Source organism: Cobetia sp. L2A1, assembly GCF_009796845.1.
Lineage (GTDB): Bacteria > Pseudomonadota > Gammaproteobacteria > Pseudomonadales > Halomonadaceae > Cobetia.
The window spans coordinates 1,939,138-1,962,207 of the sequence record NZ_CP047025.1; the positions used below are offsets into that span (position 1 = coordinate 1,939,138).

Annotated in this window: 19 protein-coding genes; 6 read left to right on the forward strand and 13 right to left on the reverse strand. The window is 55.8% G+C overall.

Annotated elements, in window-relative coordinates:
* Positions 1-45 precede the first annotated feature (45 nt).
* The 6 genes from GQR90_RS08460 to GQR90_RS08485 form a co-directional block, all read right to left on the reverse strand.
* Positions 46-2,892 carry a molybdopterin-dependent oxidoreductase gene (locus GQR90_RS08460; protein ID WP_158773718.1) on the reverse strand — a complete coding sequence of 949 codons (2,847 nt, stop codon included), beginning with the start codon at positions 2,890-2,892 and terminating at the stop codon, positions 46-48.
* A gap of 246 nt (positions 2,893-3,138) precedes the next feature.
* Positions 3,139-3,369, reverse strand: a complete 231-nt coding sequence (locus GQR90_RS08465) for a formate dehydrogenase (RefSeq protein ID WP_158773719.1) — start codon at positions 3,367-3,369, stop codon at positions 3,139-3,141.
* A 200-nt stretch (positions 3,370-3,569) separates the two neighbouring features.
* Positions 3,570-4,244, reverse strand: a complete 675-nt coding sequence (locus tag GQR90_RS08470) for a TorD/DmsD family molecular chaperone (RefSeq protein WP_158773720.1) — start codon at positions 4,242-4,244, stop codon at positions 3,570-3,572.
* Between the two features lie 67 nt (positions 4,245-4,311).
* The gene (locus tag GQR90_RS08475; RefSeq protein ID WP_158773721.1) at positions 4,312-6,342 is read right to left on the reverse strand and encodes a 4Fe-4S dicluster domain-containing protein; all 2,031 of its coding nucleotides are present in this window, start codon (positions 6,340-6,342) and stop codon (positions 4,312-4,314) included.
* A gap of 417 nt (positions 6,343-6,759) precedes the next feature.
* Positions 6,760-7,614 (reverse strand): DUF3306 domain-containing protein, encoded by an 855-nt coding sequence (locus GQR90_RS08480; protein WP_158773722.1) that lies wholly within the window; start codon positions 7,612-7,614, stop codon positions 6,760-6,762.
* Entirely contained in the window at positions 7,611-8,210 is a 600-nt protein-coding gene (locus tag GQR90_RS08485) for a DUF3305 domain-containing protein (protein WP_233266492.1), read from the reverse strand. The genes GQR90_RS08480 and GQR90_RS08485 overlap by 4 nt, the downstream gene beginning before the upstream one ends.
* A 308-nt stretch (positions 8,211-8,518) precedes the next feature.
* On the opposite strand from GQR90_RS08485, the gene GQR90_RS08490 reads away from it, so the two are divergent.
* Entirely contained in the window at positions 8,519-9,427 is a 909-nt protein-coding gene (locus tag GQR90_RS08490; protein ID WP_158773723.1) for a formate dehydrogenase accessory sulfurtransferase FdhD, read from the forward strand.
* Positions 9,424-10,389, forward strand: a complete 966-nt coding sequence (locus GQR90_RS08495; protein WP_158773724.1) for a helix-turn-helix transcriptional regulator — start codon at positions 9,424-9,426, stop codon at positions 10,387-10,389. The genes GQR90_RS08490 and GQR90_RS08495 overlap by 4 nt, the downstream gene beginning before the upstream one ends.
* A gap of 227 nt (positions 10,390-10,616) precedes the next feature.
* On the opposite strand, the gene GQR90_RS08500 is transcribed toward GQR90_RS08495, so the two are convergent.
* Complete coding sequence (locus tag GQR90_RS08500) at positions 10,617-11,249, reverse strand: helix-turn-helix domain-containing protein (protein WP_158773725.1); 633 nt, start codon at positions 11,247-11,249, stop codon at positions 10,617-10,619.
* Positions 11,250-11,427: 178 nt separating this feature from the next.
* Positions 11,428-12,525 carry a histone deacetylase family protein gene (locus GQR90_RS08505; protein WP_325064298.1) on the reverse strand — a complete coding sequence of 366 codons (1,098 nt, stop codon included), beginning with the start codon at positions 12,523-12,525 and terminating at the stop codon, positions 11,428-11,430.
* Positions 12,526-12,762: 237 nt separating this feature from the next.
* Here GQR90_RS08505 and GQR90_RS08510 point away from each other — a divergent pair, with 237 nt between their 5' ends.
* The 4 genes from GQR90_RS08510 (at position 12,763) to GQR90_RS08525 (ending at position 19,264) form a co-directional block, all read left to right on the forward strand.
* Positions 12,763-15,669 carry a bifunctional acetate--CoA ligase family protein/GNAT family N-acetyltransferase gene (locus GQR90_RS08510; protein WP_158773726.1) on the forward strand — a complete coding sequence of 969 codons (2,907 nt, stop codon included), beginning with the start codon at positions 12,763-12,765 and terminating at the stop codon, positions 15,667-15,669.
* 268 nt (positions 15,670-15,937) lie between these two features.
* Positions 15,938-17,146 carry a quaternary amine ABC transporter ATP-binding protein gene (locus GQR90_RS08515; protein WP_158773727.1) on the forward strand — a complete coding sequence of 403 codons (1,209 nt, stop codon included), beginning with the start codon at positions 15,938-15,940 and terminating at the stop codon, positions 17,144-17,146.
* Complete coding sequence (locus tag GQR90_RS08520; RefSeq protein ID WP_158773728.1) at positions 17,143-18,000, forward strand: ABC transporter permease; 858 nt, start codon at positions 17,143-17,145, stop codon at positions 17,998-18,000. The genes GQR90_RS08515 and GQR90_RS08520 overlap by 4 nt, the downstream gene beginning before the upstream one ends.
* Positions 18,001-18,370: 370 nt before the next feature.
* Positions 18,371-19,264 (forward strand): glycine betaine ABC transporter substrate-binding protein, encoded by an 894-nt coding sequence (locus GQR90_RS08525; RefSeq protein WP_158773729.1) that lies wholly within the window; start codon positions 18,371-18,373, stop codon positions 19,262-19,264.
* Positions 19,265-19,446: 182 nt separating this feature from the next.
* Here the strand turns inward: GQR90_RS08525 and GQR90_RS08530 are convergent, their stop codons facing one another.
* The 5 genes from GQR90_RS08530 to GQR90_RS08550 form a co-directional block, all read right to left on the reverse strand.
* The gene (locus tag GQR90_RS08530; RefSeq protein WP_158773730.1) at positions 19,447-20,118 is read right to left on the reverse strand and encodes an RluA family pseudouridine synthase; all 672 of its coding nucleotides are present in this window, start codon (positions 20,116-20,118) and stop codon (positions 19,447-19,449) included.
* 83 nt (positions 20,119-20,201) lie between these two features.
* Complete coding sequence (locus GQR90_RS08535) at positions 20,202-20,753, reverse strand: hypothetical protein (protein ID WP_158773731.1); 552 nt, start codon at positions 20,751-20,753, stop codon at positions 20,202-20,204.
* 139 nt (positions 20,754-20,892) lie between these two features.
* A complete protein-coding gene (pdxH, locus tag GQR90_RS08540; RefSeq protein WP_158773732.1) occupies positions 20,893-21,543 on the reverse strand; it encodes a pyridoxamine 5'-phosphate oxidase in 651 nt (216 codons plus the stop codon).
* A gap of 129 nt (positions 21,544-21,672) precedes the next feature.
* Positions 21,673-22,059: a branched-chain amino acid transporter permease gene (locus GQR90_RS08545; protein WP_158773733.1), complete on the reverse strand. Its 387-nt coding sequence runs from the start codon at positions 22,057-22,059 to the stop codon at positions 21,673-21,675.
* Positions 22,056-22,886 (reverse strand): AzlC family ABC transporter permease, encoded by an 831-nt coding sequence (locus GQR90_RS08550; protein WP_233266493.1) that lies wholly within the window; start codon positions 22,884-22,886, stop codon positions 22,056-22,058. Before GQR90_RS08550 ends, GQR90_RS08545 begins: the two co-directional genes overlap by 4 nt.
* Positions 22,887-23,070 lie beyond the last annotated feature (184 nt).

Sequence of the window (23,070 nt, forward strand, 5' to 3'; positions counted from 1 at the left end):
ATCTGCCACGCTGTCGTTCAAGCTGTCTCGGCTGTTTATCAGGGATCAGGCGAGACTGACACGACACAGCGTGACCTTGGTTTCCTGCATCATGGTCACGGGGTCATAGCCATAGGTGGTGGCCGTGTTGGCCGATTCGCCAAGGACGTAAGGTACCGTGCCTTCTGGATAGCGAGACTCGAGGGATTCACCTTCGAAAACACCTCCGAAGTGGAAGGGCATGAAGACGACGTCCGGCCCGACACGTTCTGTCACCATCGCCATGACCTTGACGCGGCCTCCCTCGGCGCCTTCTACCCAGACCATATCGCCATCCTTGATGCCTTGGTCATTGGCCAGCGCAGGATTGATCTCGACGAACATCTCCTGCTGTAGCTCGGCCAGCCACGGAATGGAGCGCGTTTCCTCACCACCCCCTTCGTATTCCACCAGGCGACCAGAAGTCAGTGTGATGGGGTACTTGGCACTGACGTCGTTGTTCTGGATGGAGGCATAGAGTGTCGGCAGGCGATAGATGGATTCGGAATCCGGCCAGGTCGGATAGTCCTTCACCAGATCACGGCGCGCGGTATACAGCGGCTCGCGATGCTTGGGAATCGGGTCAGGGAAGGTCCAGACAAGTGCACGCGCCTTGGCATTACCGAACGGGGCGCAGCCGTGTTTGATCGAGACGCGCTGGATGCCACCGGAAAGATCGGTCTTCCAGTTCTTGCCTTCAGCCGCCTGCTTCTCCTCTGCTGTCAGGTCGTCCCACCAACCGAGCTGCTTGAGCAGCTTGTCAGTAAACTCCGGATAGCCGTCTTCAATCTCGGCACCCTTGGACCAGGAACCTTCGGCCAGAATATTGGTACCGTTGTGCTCAACGCCATAGCGCGCACGGAAGTTGAGGCCTCCTTCGGCAACGGACTTTGAAGTGTCATACAGAATCGGTGTGCCCGGGTGGCCCATTTCCGGCGTGCCCCAGCATGGCCACGGCATCCCATAGAAATCTCCGTCCGCAGGGCCTCCGCGCGCCTTGAGTGTCTCGAAATCGAAGGTATGCCAGTTTTGCTGGTGCGCCTTCATGCGCTCAGGGCTCTGAGCGGTATAACCGACTGTCCACATGCCGGCATTGAATTCACGGGTAATGTCCTCGACCAGCGGGACACTACCTTCGATCTTGATATTGCGGAACAGCTCGTCCGCAAAGCCAAGCTTCTTCGCCATCAGGTACATGATTTCGTGATCAGGCTTGGACTCGAACATCGGTTCGATGACCTGATCACGCCACTGCAATGAACGACTGGAGTTGGTAACACTGCCGCTTGTCTCGAACTGAGTGGAGGCCGGCAACAGATAGACGCCATCGGTACGATCGTGCATGACAGCGGCGATGGTCGGATAGGGATCCACCACAACCATCATGTCCAGCTTGGCCATGGCCTTCTTCATCTCAGGCCCACGGGTCTGTGAATTGACGGCATGGCCCCAATAGAACATCGCCTTCAGTGCGGTACGCTGAGAGATGCGATCAGGATCTTCCAGTACGCCATCGACCCAACGCGAGACCGTGATGCCATTGGTGTGCATCGGCTTGCCGTCATGATATTCGGTCTGGTCGTAGCGCTTCTGGATCCAGCTGTAATCGACGTTCCAGACTTTGGCCCAATGTTTCCATGCGCCTTCGGTCAGGCCGTAATAGCCCGGCAGGGAGTGGGACATCAGCCCCAGATCCGTCGCGCCCTGGACGTTATCGTGACCGCGGAAGATGTTGGCACCACCACCGGACTTGCCGATGTTACCGAGTGCCAGCTCCAGGATGCAGTAGGCACGGGTATTGTTGTTACCCGTGGAGTGTTGCGTGCCTCCCATGCACCAGACAACACAGCCCGGGCGATTCTGGGAGAGACGACGCGCCACGTCGAGCATGTCGGCTTCACCGACCCCTGTAATGCGCTCGACCTCTTCAGGCGGGAAGTTGGCGACTTCGGCACGCACTTCATCCATCCCGTAAACGCGCTGCTGGATATAGACTTCATCTTCCCAGCCATTCTTGAAGATATGCCACAACAGGCCCCATACGTAGGCAACGTCAGTGCCCGGGCGCAAACGTACGTACTTGGTCGCCTTGGCGGCAGTACGGGTGAAGCGCGGATCCACGACGATGATCTCGGCGTTGGAACGTTCCTTGGCCAGCAAAATATGCTGCATGGCAACCGGGTGTGCTTCTGATGGATTTGAGCCGATGAACAGGATCGAACGACAGTTGTGCATGTCGTTGAACGAGTTGGTCATCGCGCCGTAGCCCCAGGTATTGGCAACACCGGCGACCGTGGTGGAGTGGCAGATACGCGCCTGGTGATCGACATTGTTGGTGCCAAACAGGGCGGCAAACTTGCGCATCAGGTAGGCCTGTTCATTGCTGAACTTGGCCGAGCCCAGCCAGTAGATACTGTCAGGGCCGTGCTGTTTGGTCAGCTCGAGCACCTTGTCACCGACTTCCTCGATGGCCTGTTCCCAGGACAGCTTCTTCCACTTGCCGCCCTCAAGCTTCATCGGGTATTTCAAGCGGCGGTCCGAGTGACCATGCTCACGCAGCGATGCACCCTTGGCGCAGTGTGCGCCCCGGTTGAACGGGTGGTCGAAGGCGGGTTCCTGCTTGGTCCAGACACCTTCCTGCACCTCGGCATACACACCACAGCCCACTGAGCAGTGTGAGCAGATGGTGCGTTTCGTCTCGACCGTAGCAGTAGACACTTCGGTCTTGGCCTCGGCGCGCCTCATCATCGGGGCAGCCATGAAGCTCGCCGCAGCGAGGCCGCCGGTCGCAACACCACTGCGTTTCAGGAACTGGCGGCGGTTGATGCCGAGTCCCGTAGTCTCTGTGGCAGAGGGGGTGGGGGTCAGTCGCATGACATCATCTCTCCTCGTCACCCGAGTCACTGGCCAGGCCGCGTGAGCGGGTCAGGGGACAGTGTCGGGAGCGGCGGTCTTTCAGGTAGGGCATGTACCCTGACCTGTGCCGACTTGTCGCGGTCAATGGCAGCGTGGAGTGAACTCCACGTTGCCCGTGTTCAGGCTGGCAGTGTCTCTGTGGCGACGGCTGCCGGCGCTGCCTGTCTATAGCATCAGCATGATCATTCAGGCGTTCGGCGCGACTCAGTCACGCAGCGTGGCGTAGAACGCCTTGACATGATCACTCTCGCGATAGCGATCGGAGGCTTTATCAACGTCTTTGGCCTCCGGTGCTGCCGTATCCGGAATCACGGCTCCTGCCAATGAACCCACGGTGGCAACACCAACGGTGCTGGCGCCTAGTACACGCAGGAACTTGCGGCGTCCCTGGCGAGCGAGGTTATGCGTGTCTTTCTTGTCATCATCAGTCTTCATGCTGATCTCCTGTCTGGCAGAGGCGCTGTATCACGTGTTCATCTCGCCTTGGCCGTGGCTGTCTTCGATAGCTGTCATGCATTGCTATGTTGTGTGTCATATCATTCGCGGTGGTCTATGTCGTAGCGAATAGCCTAGCCGTGAATGTAGTGCGTGAATCGAGCTCCTTGACGCCTGAGGTGCGATACCCGCAGTTGTCATCATGACGGGAGGCGGATGCCTTGCCATTCACTCGCGTTATTCGTATCCGAGCCTGTTCGCGCTGCTGCAGAATATGTGCTCACGGTGAGAGACTCGCCCAGGTTCAAGCGCTCAGCATTCAGGAAGGCCTGACCCAGATATCCGACGGCGGCGTAGAACGGACTGTCACGTCGAGCGAGGTCTACGCAGCAGCGTTCGCCCCAGTTCGATAGGTGGCGGCGGAAGAAGCCGGCCTGTTCACCAGGCAGCTCGTCAATCAGCATGGCCATCACCTCACATAGCGCACCGAGGTGATCTTCGGGTTCATGAACATCGCTTTGACGCTCGAATCCGAGGCGCTTGAGGTCCTGGCGCAAGGCAACCAGCGGCATTTCCATCAATGAACCAGTCAGATACCAGCTGGCATAAGGCACTATCTCGCCTTGTACGACACCGACCAATGTCTGGAAATACTCGTCCTCCAGGCGGCGCGGTTCGCTAACGCGCGCTGCCAATGACAATGATGCCAATGCCCTCGGTATCTGCTGCTGATCAGCGCCGGGCAGGGTGATGGCGTCGTGTTCTAGAGTAGCGAGAAACGCAATGAGCTCCTCGTCAGGCGCAGCACGTATCAGGCGCGCCAGCAAACGATAAAGATCAGAGCGTAGCGCCTGTTGTTCGACGCTGTGGCTCATCACTGATTCATCCTCAGATGCCATAGGCGTAATGTCTCCAGAAGGAGCCGTTGGAAATGTCATTGGCTCAGACCTTGAGTTGGGCGTCGGGATTACGTGCCATTTCGTGCCAGATGTCCTTTACGCGACAGTCACTGCACATCTTGAGCCGCAAGGCACCATCACCTTGGAAGTAGGCGTGTGATGCCAGCTTCGTTTGCATCGCGGTTATGGTGGCGGTCGAGCCGAATGGAGTGCCGCAGCTGATGCAGGGGAAGGGTACATCCTGTTTGAGGAGCAGGGGGTCGCGGCGAACATCGGGCTGTGGGACAAAGCCGGGCGTCAAGGTGATGACCTGCTCCGGGCATGCCTGCTCGCAGAGGCCGCATTGCACGCAGTCACCCTGGGTGAAAGACAGCGCCGGAGAGGTACGATTGGCGCTCAGTGCGGTCGTTGGGCAGACCGCGACACAGGCTTGGCACAGGGTGCAGCCCTCAGTCTCTATAGCGAGGCTTCCAAAGGCGGCACCTTCAGGCACTGCTACCGAATCTTGCGCGAGATCAGCGGCCGCAAGGCCCGCCAGGTGATCGAGTACTCGATTGAGGCGTTCACGCTTGCCGGGACGCTCATCAGGACGGCCCAGCAGCCAATCACGTGCAATCGGCTGACCGAGCGGATGCTCCTCTTCACTATTGGCACCTGGCGCAAGCGCCACACACAGCGGCGTTATCAGTGGCAGCGCACTAGTATCATCCTCAACGGAGGACGTCTTCTTGGCAGACGATGAAATGAATGCCAGGCGTGACGTGCCATGGTGATCGGTGGCCAGCTGCATGCTGCCCAATAGCGCAAGTGTCAGGCGACGCTCCTGCTCTAGCTGCTGGCGTTGGCCTGCCGGAAGGGCGTCTGGCAGTTCGACGAGTATTTGAGATGCCCCAAGCGCAAGTGCGGCGAGCCATTCGTCGTGACCGGTGGCAGTGATTTCATCGAGTGTAATGTCGAGGCAGCGCTCGCGGTCGGTGACTGAAACAGCACAGGCGTCAGTTTCCGGGGTATCAAGGCGATACCGCAGCAGTGGATAAATACCACCGGCATCCTGATAGCGCTCCAGCAAGCGCTGAATCTGTTCCATGCGCTGTTCTACGGGAGGTTGGGTAAAGCTCAGTGCCCCGGTAGGACAAGCGCTGATGCAGCTTGCTGCGCCATGACACAGGAAGGGGTCAATCTCGATATGCGCGTTGCGACGACCGGCGATCGAGAAGATGGCGTCGGCACTGCACGAAGATAGGCAGCGCGTACAGCCGATGTTGCCGGCACTTGCATGTGCGCAGACATCCAGGTTGACGCTGACATAGTTCGGTTTATCAAAACTACCGACCAGACCGCCGAACTGAGCTGCCCATTCCGTCATTTCTGGCAGCGTAGTGACATCGAGCTGCGCATCACAGGCCAAGCGGTCCAGCTCGATCAATACGGCATCTGGCGCACGTAAATACCCTGGTGGCGCAAGCTCTGCCTGGTTGAGAGGCTGGGTTGCCAAGTCTGCAATCAGATCAAAATGTGTCACCTGATGAAGGCTGGGCTGGCCGTCTGGCTGAATGATAGGCGTGGCTGGGAGTAATGCGGACGCCAGATTGACCCCGTCGCTGGTCAGCATGAACTGGCCAAGATAGCCCGAGAGGCTGAGCGCATTACGAGATGCTGTATGCGATGGCAGCGCCTGGCTTGCAGTGAAGTGTTGTTCATCGAGGGAGACCAGGGCGCTGTTATCCTGATCACTTGTCAGTAGAGCCAGCGACAATCGTGTCGTGGTGGGCAGCTGTAACAATAGAGTTGCCAGTGCGCGTATCCGTGCTTCACTGCCGACCAACAGCGTTTGCCCCCGGCTGCGATAGCGGATAGGCGCGCTACCTGCATCGCTGGCGAGCAGTGGGAGGCTGGGAGCCTGCGTGCCGATCGCAGCAGACCCTGTCATGGAAGACAGTGCTCGTTCGCGAGCCTGTTTATTCAGCGCACGCTGGGTATTCTCAATGCTCAGGCCGGTACTGGCGTGTACAGCCAAAGGCGTGCCGCGCGATGCCGGATCAAGCGGCTGCGGGTGCGTGGGACTCGCCGTCATCTTACTCATCCTTTTCGGTCGTTGCGGCCCTGTCAGTCGCTGCTGCCGTCAGGTGGCAGAAGGCTATCGCAGGGCCCTGTCGCCGCAGATTCTCGAGGCAGACGCCCGGTCAGCAATCAACAGTCCTTCAATGGGTGATCAATGGCATGCTCTGCATTGCGCCGTGGGCGGTCAGGTCGCCTCAAAAGAATAGCTCAGGTAGGCAGATGCCACGGGCATTGTCTGCCGCCCTGAATTTCTCAGTGAATCAGGAGCTGCGGCGTGGCAAGCATGTCATGCAAAATCTAGCGAGTGCGTTGCAGACATTGCACCTTGTTAATGCGCGCTGTAGTCACTCATGAGCCATAAGGCTGACCCCAAAACCGATAGTGAGCTGCTGAACTGGGTCATATTGACTCAAGGTAAGTGCGCAGCGCGTCATCCTGGTAGGTTGGGTAATCGTGAAGTGTCGTTGGTAGAGGGCTGGGCGGCGGTTGGGGAATCATCCGCATAAGCTGAATCAGTTACATCGTCTGCTTCACGTTGAGGCTCGACGCTTTCAGCGGTGGTGGCTATATCGTGAGGTTCGTGCTGTGTTTCTGTGTCTGCTTCATTATGCTTTTCATGATTTTCGTCCAGCGCTGTGTCTTGCTGACCCGTGGCTGGCGCCGGCTGCTCCTGGTCTTCTTCGTTCTGGTCTTCTTGGTCCTGTGTTGCGAGGCTTTCCTCGACCTTATGGGTCCAGCGCCGCAGGGTCTCGGCCACGCCATCTGCTAACGGGCGCATCTTGGAAAAGTCCTGGTCGTAATCATCCAGCCCGTCACGCAAAGAGTGTTCTCCCCCCATGAAGATGCGCCGGAGCGCTTGCTGGCGAAGAGCGGGGTCCACGCCGGTCTGCATGAATGCACTGACATCGGCATCAGGCATCAGTGTCTCTGGATCGGGTAGCTCGATAGCAGACGTTTTGTCAGCCTCGTGCTCATCGATGCATTGCTCCGCATGCCCTTGGTCGGTTGGGACCTCCGCACGAAGTTCACCGTTGTCAGCCACACCCTGATGACCAGCAGGGGGTGGCTGATCATCCGTCAGGCTCGCAGATGCTTCCCTGGTCGCCGCTATCGCAGTACTCATGTCTGAGGTGGCGGGCGTACGTGACGATGTCTCGAATGCTGTTTTGGCCTTGTTTGTTTGCGTGTGGTCGGTGTGCTGTTTGCGCCGCGACCAGCGTGACAGCAGACTCTCCTGTCCCTCATCAGCGCTGTTGGTCGGGGAGCTTTCCGGGCGGCGTGTCATGATTTTTCATCCGCTTGCTGGGGGGCATCCGGTGAATGCTTGAGCGGTTGTCCTGACTGACTCGCCCGCCCGGCACCCTTGCGCTTTTTCTTCTTGCCTTCATCGACACGCTCACCATGACGAGCCAGATAGCCTTCTAGCCAGACCATCAGCGCGGGCGGCATGGGGGTGTCGAGCACCAGTTGATCACCATCCATCCATTGAGAGGCGACTTCCTGGCAGGCCGTCACGACACGTGGCTGCATGCCATCGTCTTCACGCTCCTCGCAGAGCACAAATAACCGCGGCTGGTCACAACGCAGGTTGTAGCGATAATCAGTGCGTTCGGTGAGATGTAACTGGAGTGCTAGCGTGCGGTGATTCGCGAAGTCAGATCGTGGGCTGTCATCTTGAGGCTGATGGGCGTCTTCAGCCTTGGCTGGCGCGAGTTGTGCGATGCGCCATGTGTCGATGCTGAAGCGGCCCAGCCGCTGAGTTGTCGGTGCCAGTGAAACACTCATCCAGCGCGTATCGTCACTGCGCGGAGTGACTGGTGATGGTAGTGAGGCGTGTGGCTCGGGAGTTGTATCCAAAAGTGAATCTGAATGTTGAGTCATGGCATCTCTCATGAAGTGCTGTCTTGCGCGCAGCCGCGTAGCGCAAAGAGCGCAAAGTCGATGGGCGTAGCGGTCATCTTTCTTGAATGGCTGAGTCTGTATTTTGCAAGAAACATGCCGTAGTGGACGACGCTATAATCGGTCTATCTCGTGTAAAGGACACTGAGATAAGGACACTGGTATCCTGTGCTCATTCCTACTGCTGCACTTCTACTACACACCATTTTGAAGGCGGTGAAGGTGGTTTTAGAAGGGTAGGCAGTCCCACCGTATTTCGCATCAGGCACGATGAGGGAGACCCCGACGTCATGAAGACTTCCGTACGGCCTGCGATTAGTCATGCCAAGCTGCCGACTACGTTAGATATCGAAGTGATGGATGAGCGTGGCCAGCAATTTCAGCAATCAATTGCGGCTGAACGCTCACTTACCATTTATCTCAATCGACGTGAAATCGTCACGCTGATGACTCTGGGAGCCGAGCCGGAGGCTCTGGTTGCTGGCTATCTACGCAATCAGGGATTGTTGGGGGAGCTTGAGGATCTTGAGGCACTGCAGGTGGACTGGGAGGTCGAGAGCGCCTCGGTCGTGACACGCTATCTGCCAGATGATATCGAGCAGCGGCTTGGCAAGCGTACCGTGACGACAGGCTGTGGCCAAGGCACGGTATTTGGCAATCTGCTGGAGCGTCAATCGCTCGCCGCGTTGGATTCACGATCCTTCAGTCAGGCGCAGCTCTATCGATTGCTCGATGCGTTGGCCGCACACAATGCCACGTATCGTAAGGCAGGTGCCGTGCATGGTTGCGCATTGTGCCGTGATGATGAGGTACTGGCCTTCATTGAGGATGTCGGGCGGCACAATGCAGTCGATACGCTGGCAGGCTTGAGCTGGCTATCGCCGTTGGATGAAAGTGCGCTGAATTACTCCGGAGCCAACATCTTCTATACCACAGGTCGATTGACGTCGGAGATGGTGCTCAAGGTCGCCCAAGCCGGTATTTCCGTATTGGTGTCGCGCTCTGGTGTGACACAAAAAGGCGTTGAATTGGCGAGTCGTTTTGGTGTGCTGTTGATTGCGCGCGCCAAGGGCATGCACTTTCAGGCCATTGATCCTGTTGGTCGGCTGGTACTGGACGCCATCCCGCCACTGCGCGCGGCGGATGTCGCAAAGGCTGCTGGAAAAATTGTCGCCAAGGAGCAGGGAGGCAAGCCATGAATCAACCTGTTGCCCCGACATCACCGCTCGCATCCGCCGCTGCGCCCGTGAGCCATGACAATCCGTTCCTGACGGTACAAGAAGTAGCCAAGCTGTTGCACCTCAATGAGAAGAAGATTTACCAGCTGGCGAGTGACGGCACCATGCCGGCGACCAAGGTGACCGGAAAGTGGCTATTCCCGCGTCGGCTGGTAGAGCAGTGGATACTCGAGTCAAGCCATCATGGTGTGCTCGCAGACCGGCTCATGCTTACCGGCAGCGATGATCCATTGCTGGCGGCACTCTCCATGCGCCTTAACCAGCAGCATGGCGGCAGTGCTTTTTACGGCATGAGCGTCACGGGAACACGGTTGGGTCTGGATTTGCTCAGCCAGGGACGAGCGGATGTCTGTGCCATTCACTGGGGGCGGGCAGAAGAAGCGGCGTTGCGTCATCCTGCGCTGATCCGAGGGCATGATGGCTATCGGCAGTGGGTGCTCGTCAGATTGGCACGCCGCACACAGGGCTTGATCATTCGCAACGAAGACCGCCATCTGCCAGTGGAGCCTAGTGGGCTTTTCGGTGCACAACGGCGCTGGGCTGTCCGGCAGGAAGGGGCGGGATCTCAGCGTTTCCTGCAGGAGTGGTTGTCGGGTCATCAAATGCGTCCCGAGCAGCTCAATACGCTCGCCATTGCATACTCGGAGCGTGAAGTTGCTTCACTCGTGGCACGAGGTGAGGTCGATGTCGGACCTGGAACCTTGTCGGCCGCCAACGAGTTTGGACTTGGCTTCGTGCCTGTCTGTGAAGAGGCGTTTGATCTTGTCGTACCGCGCAATGTTTATTTCCGCGACTTGTTTCAAGGCATGCTTCGCTATCTCACTACCCCCAATGGCATTCAACTAGCTCAGTCACTGGGAGGATATGATCTTCGTGAGTGCGGTCAGTTGATCTGGCGCGGTGATGCGACACAACACGACTGATTATCCTGAACTCAGGGCATGAAGCCGTCGGACCTAGAGCACTGAAAATCAAGCTGGGCACGTTCAGAGTCAAGATAGATAAAAGCGCCCACTAGCGAATCGCTAATAGGCGCTTTTTGTTGTCTGTGCTGCCGGGGTTTCATTCTCATGTTTTTATTGAGAAAAAATTCTCGCTGTTATATTGCGATGTTAAAACCACTTAGCCGTTAGCCATCTGGAGAGAATGATTAGTCGGCATCAGTTCGAGTGCAGACAGATAACACCACGGCATCATCTTCACTGGTGGAAACCAGTGCATGTCCCATGTCTGAGTCGAAGTAGATACTGTCGCCCTGGTTGAGTACGAGAGGTTCATAGAACTCCGAGTAAAGCTGAATGCTGCCTTCCAGCACCATCAGAAATTCCTCGCCATCATGACGCACCCAGTCCGGGAAATCGTCAAAACTGCGTGCGCGAACACGTGTCTTGAAGGGAATCATGCGTTTTTGAGCGAGCTGCCAGGAGAGCAGTTCATGCTCGTAGGTGGGGGTCGGATGACTCTTGCCATCCCCCACGCGCGTGAGATCTCGCCGGCCAAGAGTACCGCTCTGACGCTTGGGGGGGCTCAGTAACTGGGGTAGATCGATATTGAGCCCGCTGATCAGTTTCTGCACCGCGGTGAAGGTCGGCGATATCTGTTCGTTCTCGATCTTGGACAGCGTAGAGCGAGCCAGTCCGGTGCGTTGGCTGACATCCTCCAGGGTCCAGTGATTGGAGAGCCGGATTTGCTTGACGCGCTCACCAAGCTTGAGGGGTTCTACAAAGGGCTTACGGCCGGAGGCGATTCGAACGGCTGCATCCTTGTCAGTGGGTGTGCTCATGAGGGCTTCGCTGTGATCAGTGGCGCTGGCGGCCATATGTTTACTATAGGAAACTTTTTCGCCAGCTTATCACGAATGGAAAATCACGCAGAGCCTCGAAAGTCATGCGCATTGCTACCAGCGACAGTGAAAATGGTGTTTTGGACATCGTTGACGTTTCCTGCACAAGGGAAACGATTTAGAACAATGGATGTTCACGATCGCTGCGCGTATCACTGGTCGCGGGATTGGAGTTGGGAGTGAGGGGAGTATTACCCATCCTGCGAGTAATGCCTGTCTTGGGGGTAAGGTGTGAAGTGGTTGATAAGCCATCTTCCATCGGCAACCCGACCAGCGCCTTGACGTGCGCTTCGGCACTTCGCCCAAGCGCGTCTAGACAGTAGCCTCCTTCCAATACCGAGACGATACGACCGTGGCAATGGCGTCGTGCGACATCCATTGCGAGGCGGGTGATCCAATAATAGTCATCGTCTTCCAGACATAATTCTGCCATCGGATCTTCACGGTGTGCGTCAAAGCCGGCGGAGATCATGATCAGCTCCGGTTTGAAGTCATCGAGACGCTTCAGCCACTGAGCTTCTATGGCGTGTCGAAAGACAAGGGAGCCGCTGCCTTCGTCCAATGGGGTGTTGTGAATATGCTCCCAGCTGCTTTCCAGATAGCGCCACGGATACATGGCTGTCTGGAAAGATGAGCACACAAGGGTGTCTGGGTCGTGTTTGAAAATATCGACCGTGCCATTGCCCTGATGCACGTCAAAATCAAGGATGGCGATGCGTTTCACGCCGTACTGCTGGCGCGCATGCAATGCCCCTACTGCCACATTGTTATAGAAGCAGAAGCCCATGGCATCGGTACGTTCTGCATGATGCCCAGGGGGGCGTACCGCACAGAAAACGTTGTCAGCTTGATTTCGCATGACCTGATCTACACCGCGCACGACTGCACCTGCGGCTAGACGCGCTGCTATCAGGCTATCGGAACACATCAGTGTGTCGTCATTGAGAGCGAGCAACTGGCCATTCTGAGGTGGGCACTTCTCCAGCGCTTGCAGGTGACGCATCGGGTGTACGCGGGCAAGTTGCTCAAGCGTTGCTGCTCTGGCGCTATATTGCTGCACATGCTGAATGACTCCGCTTAGCGCGAGGCGTCGTTCGATGGCTTGTAGGCGCAATGGGCTTTCTGGGTGGGTAGGCCCCATGAAGTGGTTAGAACAGTCGCTATGAGTAATGTATGAGGTGATCATCGGCATGCCCGCTCGCAAAACGCTTGTCATAATGCAAAGTATAGACACTACATTAGGAGCCGAGCGCTGCGCGGGATAGTGGCAGATGGTCTAGCGCGGCGTGTTCTGGCTTCCGAGACTCTGCAAAATCTGCGTTATCGCTACCGTGTTGCAGTCGAGCCACATGCATTGAATGGATTTATCCGATGCGTGTGGCTGTTCAGAGGACGTTGTTCACGGCATGCTGAGATGAAGGTATTCACTATGCAGGTCTGATAGGACAAGCACATGAGCACGCGATTTCTGCGTAATTTCTTCGAACCCCGCAGCGTGGCGGTGATTGGCGCTTCGGAAAAGATGCACTCCCTTGGCGGACAGGTACTCAGGAATCTATTGGAGGGGGGGTTCAAGGGCACCCTCGAGGTCGTCAACCCAAAGGGATATGAGACGGTGCATGGTGTGAACTGTGTGCGGCGCGTGAGTGATCTATCTCAAGTGCCGGACCTCGCTATCCTGTGCTCGCCCGCAGAGACCTTGCCGAAAATGGTGGAAAAGCTCGGGCGCTTCGGTGTGAAGGCCGCCTTGCTGATTTCAGGTGGCGTTGCCCCTACGCCCACCAGCTCCTTTGCCAGGGCGACCGAGAAAGGCTTGGGAATGCTGACGGGTCGGGACGCTCGGTCATCGGTATCCGAAACGCCACGCTTTCATTCTGACCAGGGAGACTTGAACAGTCGCTTGCTCAAGGCGGCTCGGGCCAGTGGCATTCGCCTGTTAGGTCCTGAATGCATGGGAGTCTGCGCGCCCCATAACCATCTCAATGCCTCCTTCAGTGGTCAGCCGGTGGCCAAGGGGAAGGTCGCCTATCTAGGCCAGTCCGGCATGTTGGGCAATGCGATGATTGACTGGGCGGCAGGGCGTGGCATCGGTTTTTCTCATCTGGTGACGTTGGGCGACAGTGTCGATGTCATGTTGCCGGATCTGATTGATTACCTGAATCAGTACGGCCCCTCCCAGGCACTGCTATTACATCTCGAACGTATCCACGACGCGATGCACTTCATGACGGCATTGCGTGAAGCATCACGTAATCGCTTGGTACTGGCGATAAAGAGTGGTCGTACCCCAGAGGCTGATCTGTTCGGTACACATGTCACGCCTGGTGTTCCTAACCGCGATCGTATTGTTGATGCCGCATTGGCACGCGCTGGCGTGGTACGTGTCAACGATAGCGAGGACATGTTTGATGCATTGGAAACCCTGAATCGCATGAAGCCGCTGCGGGGTGATCGATTGGCGATTGTCTCCAATGGCCTGGGCCCCGCTCTCCTCGCTATCGATAAGTTGATGGCGGGTGGCGGCAAACTAGCGGAGTTGAGCGAAGATAGCCGCCTGGCACTACTCAAAGGTGAGCTGGATGTGAGTCTACCTGGACGAAATCCAGTTGATCTTGGAGGGAATGCCACGCCGGAAGATTTTGTTGCTGCAGTGAACATCGTCGCCAATGATCACGGGGTAGATGCAGTCCTCGTGGTGCATGCGCCAACTCGTCTTGCACCATCTCGAGTCACTGCTGAGGCGTTGATTGCTCATCGCAAGCAATTTCGTCGCAACCTGCTGACGAGTTGGATGGGATTGGAACAGGCACTGGCGGCACGCCATGAGTGTCATCTCGCCGGCATTCCTACCTATCTTTCGCCTGAAAAGGGCGTCAAAGCCTTCCTGCAGATGGTCGATTACCATCGGGTGCAGTCACTGCTGCAACAAACGCCGCCCAGCTTATCGTTCTCTACTACCGGCGAAATACGCGCCTGTGCCCACGACCTGGTGCACAGTGCGCGTCGCGCGGGACGTGAGTGGCTGACACACTCGGAAACGGCTCATGTCCTGGAGACCTACGGCATTACCACTGCTCCCAGTCGCTATGTCGCCGATGCATCAGAAGGCGCGCGCGCGGTACAGGAGCTACAGCGTAGCGCCAGGCAGGATGATCTTCCGGACCGCAATGGCCCCTATGCGCTGCGCGTTGTACATGAACACAACAGTCAGCCTTTCCGCTATCGGCGTTACCCTCAGCGACTGTCGTCAGGTGTGGTGCAGGATCTCGCTGGACCTGAAGATATCGCGCTGGCCATTCGGCGCATCACTAACAAGGTAGCGGAGCGTGATGTCGAGCAGGGGCGCAGCGGTAGTGCGACAACGCGTATCCACGAGTTCTGTCTGCAGCCGATGCAGCGAGGTAAGCATTCATTGCAATTGAGTGCTGGCATCACGCGGGATGACGAGTTTGGGCCTGTCGTGGTGTTTGGTCTCGGCGGCTACAAGGTCAATGTGCTGGCAGACCGGCAGGTTGCGCTACCTCCGCTCAACATGACGCTCGCACGAGAACTGATTTCACGCAGTCACGCCTCCCGGTTGATTGCAGAGCATTCACCCGATCCAGAACGTGATTTCTTACGGTTATGCACCTTTTTGGTCAAATTGGCACAACTGGCATCGGATTTGCCTGATATTTGTGGGTTGGAAATCAATCCGTTATTGCTCAATCGTGACGAGGCGGTGGCTGTCGACTTTACGCTGGATCTCGGCAAGCCAGCGCGTTTCGCGATCATGCCGTATCCAGAGGAGTTGCGAGAATCCTTTCAGTTGGAAAGTGGCATGCAGGTCGAGGTGCGTCCGATAAGAGGCGAAGATGCCCCGCTGATTACGGCGTTCCATGCGCGTTTATCGGAAGAGAGTATTCGGTTTCGCTACTTCCATCATAAGGCTGACCTTAGTCAGCGTGATCTGGCGCTGCTTGCCCAAATCAATTATGACCGTCAGATGGCCTTCATTGCCGAGCGAGACGTACAGGAGAGTTCCGGCGATGCACCGCGGCGGGAAATGCTTGGAGTGGTGCGTGTGTGGAACGATCCAGACAATATCCGTACTGAATTCTCGGTCATCATTCGTGATGACCTTCAAGGAGAAGGGATAGGGCGGTTGTTGATGGAAAAGATGCTGCGTTACTGCCGTTCGCTGGGCACGCTGGAGATGGTGGGCAAGATCATGATCGATAATCATCCCATGCGTGCACTGATGAAACACCTCGGATTTACGTGCCGATATAACATGGAAGAGCAGGTGATCGATGCCAGTATTCGGCTCAACGAGCCGATGAATGACTGGCAGCGCTTACGTCTGGAGTCCAAGGCCTGAGATGAGGGTGAAAGTAGTTGGTCAGGAAGTATTTCGATGTTCTACCTTCGTCGCATAATGATTTGTTTTGGTTTGAGTGAGTATCAATAACGCTGTATCATCATCACAAATATAAGAATCCTTTATAGGAATTGGCGCAGGGGATGACGTTTCGTTTTGTCAGTACGTAATATTCAGGGAAACATTGTCCTTGGTGATGATGTGAGTCTGTAGTGCGCGCTTGGCAGCCGTAGTGGTCACTTCCTGTGCCCAGACAACAGGAAAGCTAATGACTGACACTCCCGATGTGAAGATCCGGGTGCGCAATCTGAGCAAGGTGTTCGGTAATCATCCGAGCAAAGCGCTCGCACTGCGTGACCAGGGTCTCAAGCGCCCTGAAATTCATGAGAAGACTGGCCAGACACTCGGGCTTTCCAATGTTGATTTCGACGTCATGGAAGGCGAGCTTCTCGTCATCATGGGCCTCTCAGGTTCTGGTAAATCGACGCTTATCCGTTGCCTAAATCGTCTGATTGATCCCACCGAAGGCGAGATCATTATCGATGGCCAGGATGTGGCCAAGTTGGATGAAAAGTCATTGCTTCAATGTCGTCGTAAACACTTCTCAATGGTCTTTCAGAATTTTGCGCTATTTCCTCACCGCACAGTGCAGCAGAACGCTGAATTTGGTTTGGAAGTGCGTGGTGAAAGCAAGGAAGTCTGCTTTCAGCGTGGTCGTGATGCGCTCAAGCAGGTTGGCCTGGATGGTTGGGAGGATTCTTATCCCAGTCAGCTTTCGGGCGGGATGCAGCAGCGAGTAGGACTGGCACGGGCACTGGCGAATGACTCGACCGTACTGCTCATGGATGAGGCATTCTCTGCGCTTGATCCGCTGATTCGCAAGGATATGCAGCAGGAGCTACTGGCGCTGCAGCACAAGATGAAGAAGACCACGATCTTCATCACTCATGACCTTGACGAAGCACTTTCCATCGGAGATCGCATCATTTTGCTGAAGGATGGTGAGATTGTGCAGATAGGCTCTCCCGAAAGCATTCTTACCAATCCAGCCAACGACTATGTCGCGCGCTTTGTCGAAGGCGTGGACATGTCACGTATCTTGACGGCTCGGTCCGCCATGACCGATGTGCGTGCGACAGCGCGTGATGACGATGGTCCTCGCACGGTATTACGCAAGATGGGTGAGAATGGGCTGAATAGCCTCTTTGTGGTGCGCCGTGATCGCACTTTGCTTGGCATTATCACTGCAGAAGATGCTGAACGTGCGGTGCGTGAAAACCTGACAGACCTGACCGAGCTGATCCACTCTGATTGTTGCAAGGTCTCTCCTGATGAGCCGTTGCATAATCTGTTTGCACTGTTTGCCGGACACCACAACCCGTTGGCGGTAGTGGATGAGCAGTCACGACTGTTGGGTGTGGTGGTCAAAGGGTCCGTACTGGCTGAGTTGGCCGAAGCAGGGGAGGCACAGGCATGAGCGAATCAACAGGCTTTACCATTCCCAAGATTGAACTGGGCGATTGGATAGAGGCAGGGCTGGATTACCTGACCAATAATTACTCCGGCATTACGCGTGGCATCTCGAAAATTACCGAAACCGGTATCGACCTGCTAAATGACTCCCTGATGTGGCTTCCTGAATGGGCGCTGATTGCGCTGGTCGCATTGCTGTGCTGGCGGTTATCGGGAATGCGCCTTGCCATCGGCGCGGTGCTTGGGCTAGCACTGATCTGGAATCTTGATCTATGGGATCCGATGATCGAGTCTTTGACGCTGGTCGTTATTGCCACGCTGGTGGCCGTCGTCATTGCCTTGCCGCTGGGAGTCCTTGCAGCGCTGTCGGATCGTTTTTACAAGATCATCATGCCGACGCTTGACTTCATGCAGACCATGCCGGCTTTCGTTTATCTGATTCCGGCAATTCCATTCTTCGGGATCGGGTCTGTCTCGGCCATCTTCGCAACGGTTATCTTTTCTATGCCACCGGCGATCCGCTTCACGACCTTGGGAATTCGACAGGTACCCAATGATCTGATCGAAGCGGCTGATGCCTTTGGGGCCACACGCAGTCAGAAGCTGTTCAAGCTGCAGCTTCCACTGTCACTGCCCACCGTGATGGCCGGTATCAACCAAACCATCATGCTGGCACTGTCAATGGTCGTGATTGCGGCAATGATTGGTGCTGATGGCTTGGGTAGCGAAGTGTGGAAAGCCATTCAAAGGCTGCGTCCGGGCGATGGCTTCGAGGCAGGTATTGCGGTCGTGATTCTGGCCATGCTGTTGGATCGCCTGACTCAAACCCTGAGCAAGGGAAAGAAACGGCGTACCTGAGTATCGCGCTCATCAAACGCTAGACGCTGTCATGTCACGATAGCGTCATAACAAGTAACGGATACATCAAGGTATTCGTTACTTGTTGATCGGAACTGTTTTCCGATGCGTAGGCCACCTTCAGATGGTCTAGCAATATCGTATTGGATAATCTTTTTAATATTTTTGTATCACAGCAAATGAACGCACGGCGCCCTGTTACAGGAAGAGGGGGCCTCAGTGTATCCAATGCTGACGTGACATTTCTGCACTCAGCACCCTTGATATTTATAAGGGTGCATTACTGATCGATTCAGACACCTAACCCATCCGGGCAGATGTCATTACTCTTTCATCGGGTAATGAGAATAAGCAAACAAAGGGGAAAGTGATGATTAAGCAGGAATTTACCTTCGCAAGCACAGCATCCATCACCGCCAAGGCATTGTTGTTGGGCGCGGCATTATCAGCAACAGGTGGTGCCTACGCAGCAGGCGATAAAGGCGATGTCACTCTGGCCTATGTCGAATGGTCTTCTGAAGTGGCCTCAACCAATGTGGTCAAGGCGGTATTGGAAGAGCAAGGCTATAACGTCGAACTCAAGTCGCTGTCTGCTGCTGCCATGTGGCAGGCTGTGGCCTTCGGCGATGCAGACGGCATGGTGGCTGCATGGTTGCCGACGACTCATGAAGACTACATGAAGAAGGTCTCCGCCAAGATAGAAGATCTCGGCGTCAATCTGGATGGCACCAAGCTGGGGCTGGTGGTACCTACCTACAGCAAGCTGAACTCCATCGAAGACCTCAAGACTCAAGGCGATGATATTGATGACCGTATCATCGGTATCGAGCCGGGTGCAGGCCTGACGCGTCTGACGGAAAAAGTGGTTGAGGATTATGGCCTGGAAGACATTGATCTGAGGACGGGGAGTGGCGCGACCATGACCGCTGCGCTTGATAATGCTATCAAGGGCAAGCGCGATATCGTGGTGACCGGTTGGACACCTCACTGGATGTTTGCGCGCTGGGATCTCAAGTATCTTGATGACCCGAAAAATGTGTATGGCGGCGCCGAGCAGATCCACACCATCGCGCGTCTGGGGCTCAAGGAAGACATGCCAGAGGTCTATAGCATTCTGGACAACTTCCACTGGACGCCGGAGCAGATGGGGCAGGTGATGCTCAAGAATCAAGAGAAAGACGCCGATCCGTATGAGACTGCCAAGGCATGGGTGGATAGCCATCCGGATATCGTCAAAGGCTGGTTGCCGGCGACTGCTCAATAATACCCGCGTGTACTAATACGCTGATGATAGTGAAACGCCCCCGCAGGCTTGCTTGCGGGGGCGTTCTTGTCGATGACGAGCTACATTCCCTGATAAGCAGGCATCAGAATGGACTGATGTGCAGTTGGAAGAGCGTAAAACCGACAGGTACTAAAACTGACAGGTACTAAAACTGACAGGTACTAAAATGGACAGGGGCTACGAATTTCCATTCGCTCACCGCTAACGGGATGATCAAAGGCGATCATTTCGGCGTGTAACATCAGACGGTTGGCCATGAAGAAGGCTTCATCTGTCGCGTAGAGGTCACAGCCCAAAATGGGGTGGTCGATTTGCTGGCTGTGAATCCGCAGCTGGTGAGTGCGCCCTGATACCGGTGTAAATTCAACGCGTGTGCGCTGTGGACCTTCAAGACGCTCAATGACGCGAAAGTCACTGATGGCTGCCTTGCCCGTCTCGTGGCAGATTTTCTGCAGTGGGAAGTGATCGATATCCTTGGCGATAGGAAGCGATATACGTCCAGTATCTTCCGCCAGGTGACCGTGGAGTATCGCGATATAGGATTTTTCGATAGTGCGATCTTGAAACTGACGGGTCAGATTCCCATTGGCCGGCTTGTTAAGTGCGACCAACATGATGCCGGAGGTGCCGAAGTCAAGGCGGTGCAGCAGCTTTGCCGTTGGGTATTCCTTTACTAGTCGATGGTGCAATGAATCCAGGTTGAGCGGGTGCTTGCCCGACAGACTCAAGAGCCCCGTTGGCTTGTCGATCAATAGAATGTCGTCATCGGCGTACAGTACACGATAGTGGTCGTGACAGAGAGGAACGATGAACGGGTCGGTTTGTGGCTGCATGAGGACTCATCAGTGGCGGTGGGGTGGAGAATGCAATAAAGAAACCAGCAAACTGGCGACGAGAATGGCGCGATACGGGGGTATCAGTCTTCAGGTAGCGGGGAGGCCTGAAGGTCGATATCTTCCCAGAGATACTCGTACTCATCGTCTTCATCATCCTCGGGCGCACGACCGATAAACACGCTCGCCGTAAAGGCACGCAGGAAGACCACCTCGCTTCCATCGAGCGCTGCCAGGTGCTCGTCGCGCTTGAGTTTTTTGATCTTGCGCTTGCGAGCCGCTTGGTCATTGCGCGCCTCCCGTGTTTCAGCACGCCACTGGACTGCCAGATCACCGGGCGCTGTCGACTGTATCAGAAGCGCTTCAGGACAATGGGTCGGAATATCCGGAGTACCTTCATCGCGAACCTGGTATTCCCAGCGCGCCGGATCGCCATTGCGAGGTGCTTGCATCAGATGTTGGCGAATGAAGGTATAACCGTGCGGATGCTCCAATACGGTGTACAGCACATTACCGACCACTGCGTGGTCTATCAGCGAGATGCCGTGGCTGTCTGAAGGTATATAGCCAGCCAGCAGGCGATCAACGAGTACCTGGCGCGCTACCTTGGGTGTTGCACTGTCGTCCCATGCCATCAGGGCTCCTTGTACTTCGCGAGGTGAGAAACGAAAAACGGGGCGCTATTGTCGTATCAGGCGCGAGCAAGGGCAAGCAGACGACCGATGACTGGGGCCACAACGCAACAGGCCCCGCGTATGCGAGGCCTGTTGATCATCAAGGTGCCAGTAGTAGCTTGTGCCAGTCGTCCACCTCTGCATCCGGGCGCTGATAACGTACCCGATCGTGCAGGCGTGATGGTTGGCCTTGCCAGAATTCGATCATCTCTGGTACGACTCGATAGCCGCCCCAGTGCTCCGGACGCGGAATTTCGCTATTGGCATATACTTGCTCAAATCGTCCCTGGCGTTCCCCCAGCCAGTCGCGATCCGGAATCTCGACACTCTGCTGTGAGACCCAGGCGCCCAACTGGCTTTCCTTGGGGCGAGAAGCGAAGTATTGGTCTGAAAGCGATTCCTCAACTTTCTCGACGCTCCCCTCGATACGCACCTGACGCTGCAGGGCCGGCCACCAGAAAGTGAGTGCCGCCTGTGGCACATTGGCCAGTTCGCTACCCTTGTGGCTCTGATAGTTGGTATAGAAGATGAACCCCTTTGTATCGTATCCCTTGAGTAACACGATACGTGCATGTGGCTTGCCCTGACTGTCGACAGTTGCCAGTGTCATGGCATTGGCATCGTTATCATCTGCCGATAGCGCACTGGTCAACCATTCCTGGAATAGATCAAAGGGGATCTCGGGGGTGTTGGCAAGATTCAGGCCATCACCGGAATAGGTTCTGCGCACGTCGGCAATATCGCGATTCATCGCGGGCTCCCTTAATGAGTTGCTCATGTAATATCACAGACTGTGTACCGTCCTGCTCAAGATCGCAAGCCACAGACAAGACGAGATCACGTGTCAAGCCTCTATGCACAGCAGATGTAAAGTAAAGATTTATCCGATAAGCGTCGACGTACCGATCTGAATCCACACCATGTACATGCCAGTGCCTACGGCAATCGAAAGCAAGGCGTTTCGTCGCCAAAGTTGCAGGCCTGCCACGCAGACGGCTGACAACAACATGCCTGCACCCTCGGCACTTGTCAGCCAGTCTTGCCACGCTGTTGGTAGACTTGCTGAGGCATTGAACGTGGGCAATGTCATCGCTGATAGAGAGACGATGATCAGCACTGTCATCACGATGGCAGGCAGGTAGCGGCCCATGTGCAGTATCAGCGGGTGTGCCGAATGACGAGACAGAAATAGAAAGGGCATTACCCGTGTGGCGAAGGTCGCCAGTGCCGCGACGATGATCAGTATCAGGGCATGCGTCGTGCTCATGAGCGCGGGCTCCGCGTGGTATGTGTTGAAGCCTTCGCCGTACGGCGCTTCAGGATGGCGTAATGTCCAAGCAATACCATGCAGGCGCTGGCGATACTTCCTAACAGCAACTGATCTTTGGGCAGTATCCACAATCCGACGCAGGTAACGCAGAGACCAAGCACAAAAGGCCAGCGTTCGCGTAGGGCATACCATTGCTCGATTCCCAGTACGACGAATAATGCAGTGAGTGCGAACTCGATACCACTGCTGTCAAAGTTGAGCTGTGCGGCGGCTAATCCCATCAAGGTGCCGAGCACCCACCACAGCTGATCAAGTGCGGTAATTCGCAGCATCAGTCGTTGATCTTCGCGGCGTGCGTGGGCGTTATCGCGATCGCCACTTCGTGGCAGGCTGGCCAGTAGTGAGTAGGTTTCATCAGTCAGCCCGAATATCAGATAGGCCTTGGCAATGCCTGCATCCCGAAAGCGTTCCAGCAGCGATAGTCCATAAAAAAGATGACGTGAATTGAGCAGGAGAGTGGCGACAGCAAGTTCAGTGACGCCTGCTCCTGCACCCAGCAGTGCCACTGCGAGGAACTGGCCTGCTCCTGCGAGTATTACCAGTGACATCAATAGTCCAAGCCATGGACTGAGGGGGAGCTGGCTAAAGAGGACACCAAAGGCCGCTCCCAGAGGGAGATAGCCAAACATGACGGGCAGCGTCTGACGTAATGCTTGACGCCACAGCTCACGGCTATCACGAGGTGTCGCTATCATGCAGAGGCGAGTGGTCGAGATATCAGCAGATGACTCATTGGATGCAAGGGGCGAGGTTGTAGTCGGCATCAGTCGCTTCAGGCTCATTGGGTACTGGGCAGCGCTGCTGGAAAACGCTGGTGTAGATCAATGCCAGCATATAATGCGACAGCGCGATAAGCGATGCGGCCAAGGTGGCAGTAGGTAGTGGTTTCCACTAGGGAATAATTATAATCTCGCTTTGTGATGGGGTGTCGTGGTTATTTCATGAAGC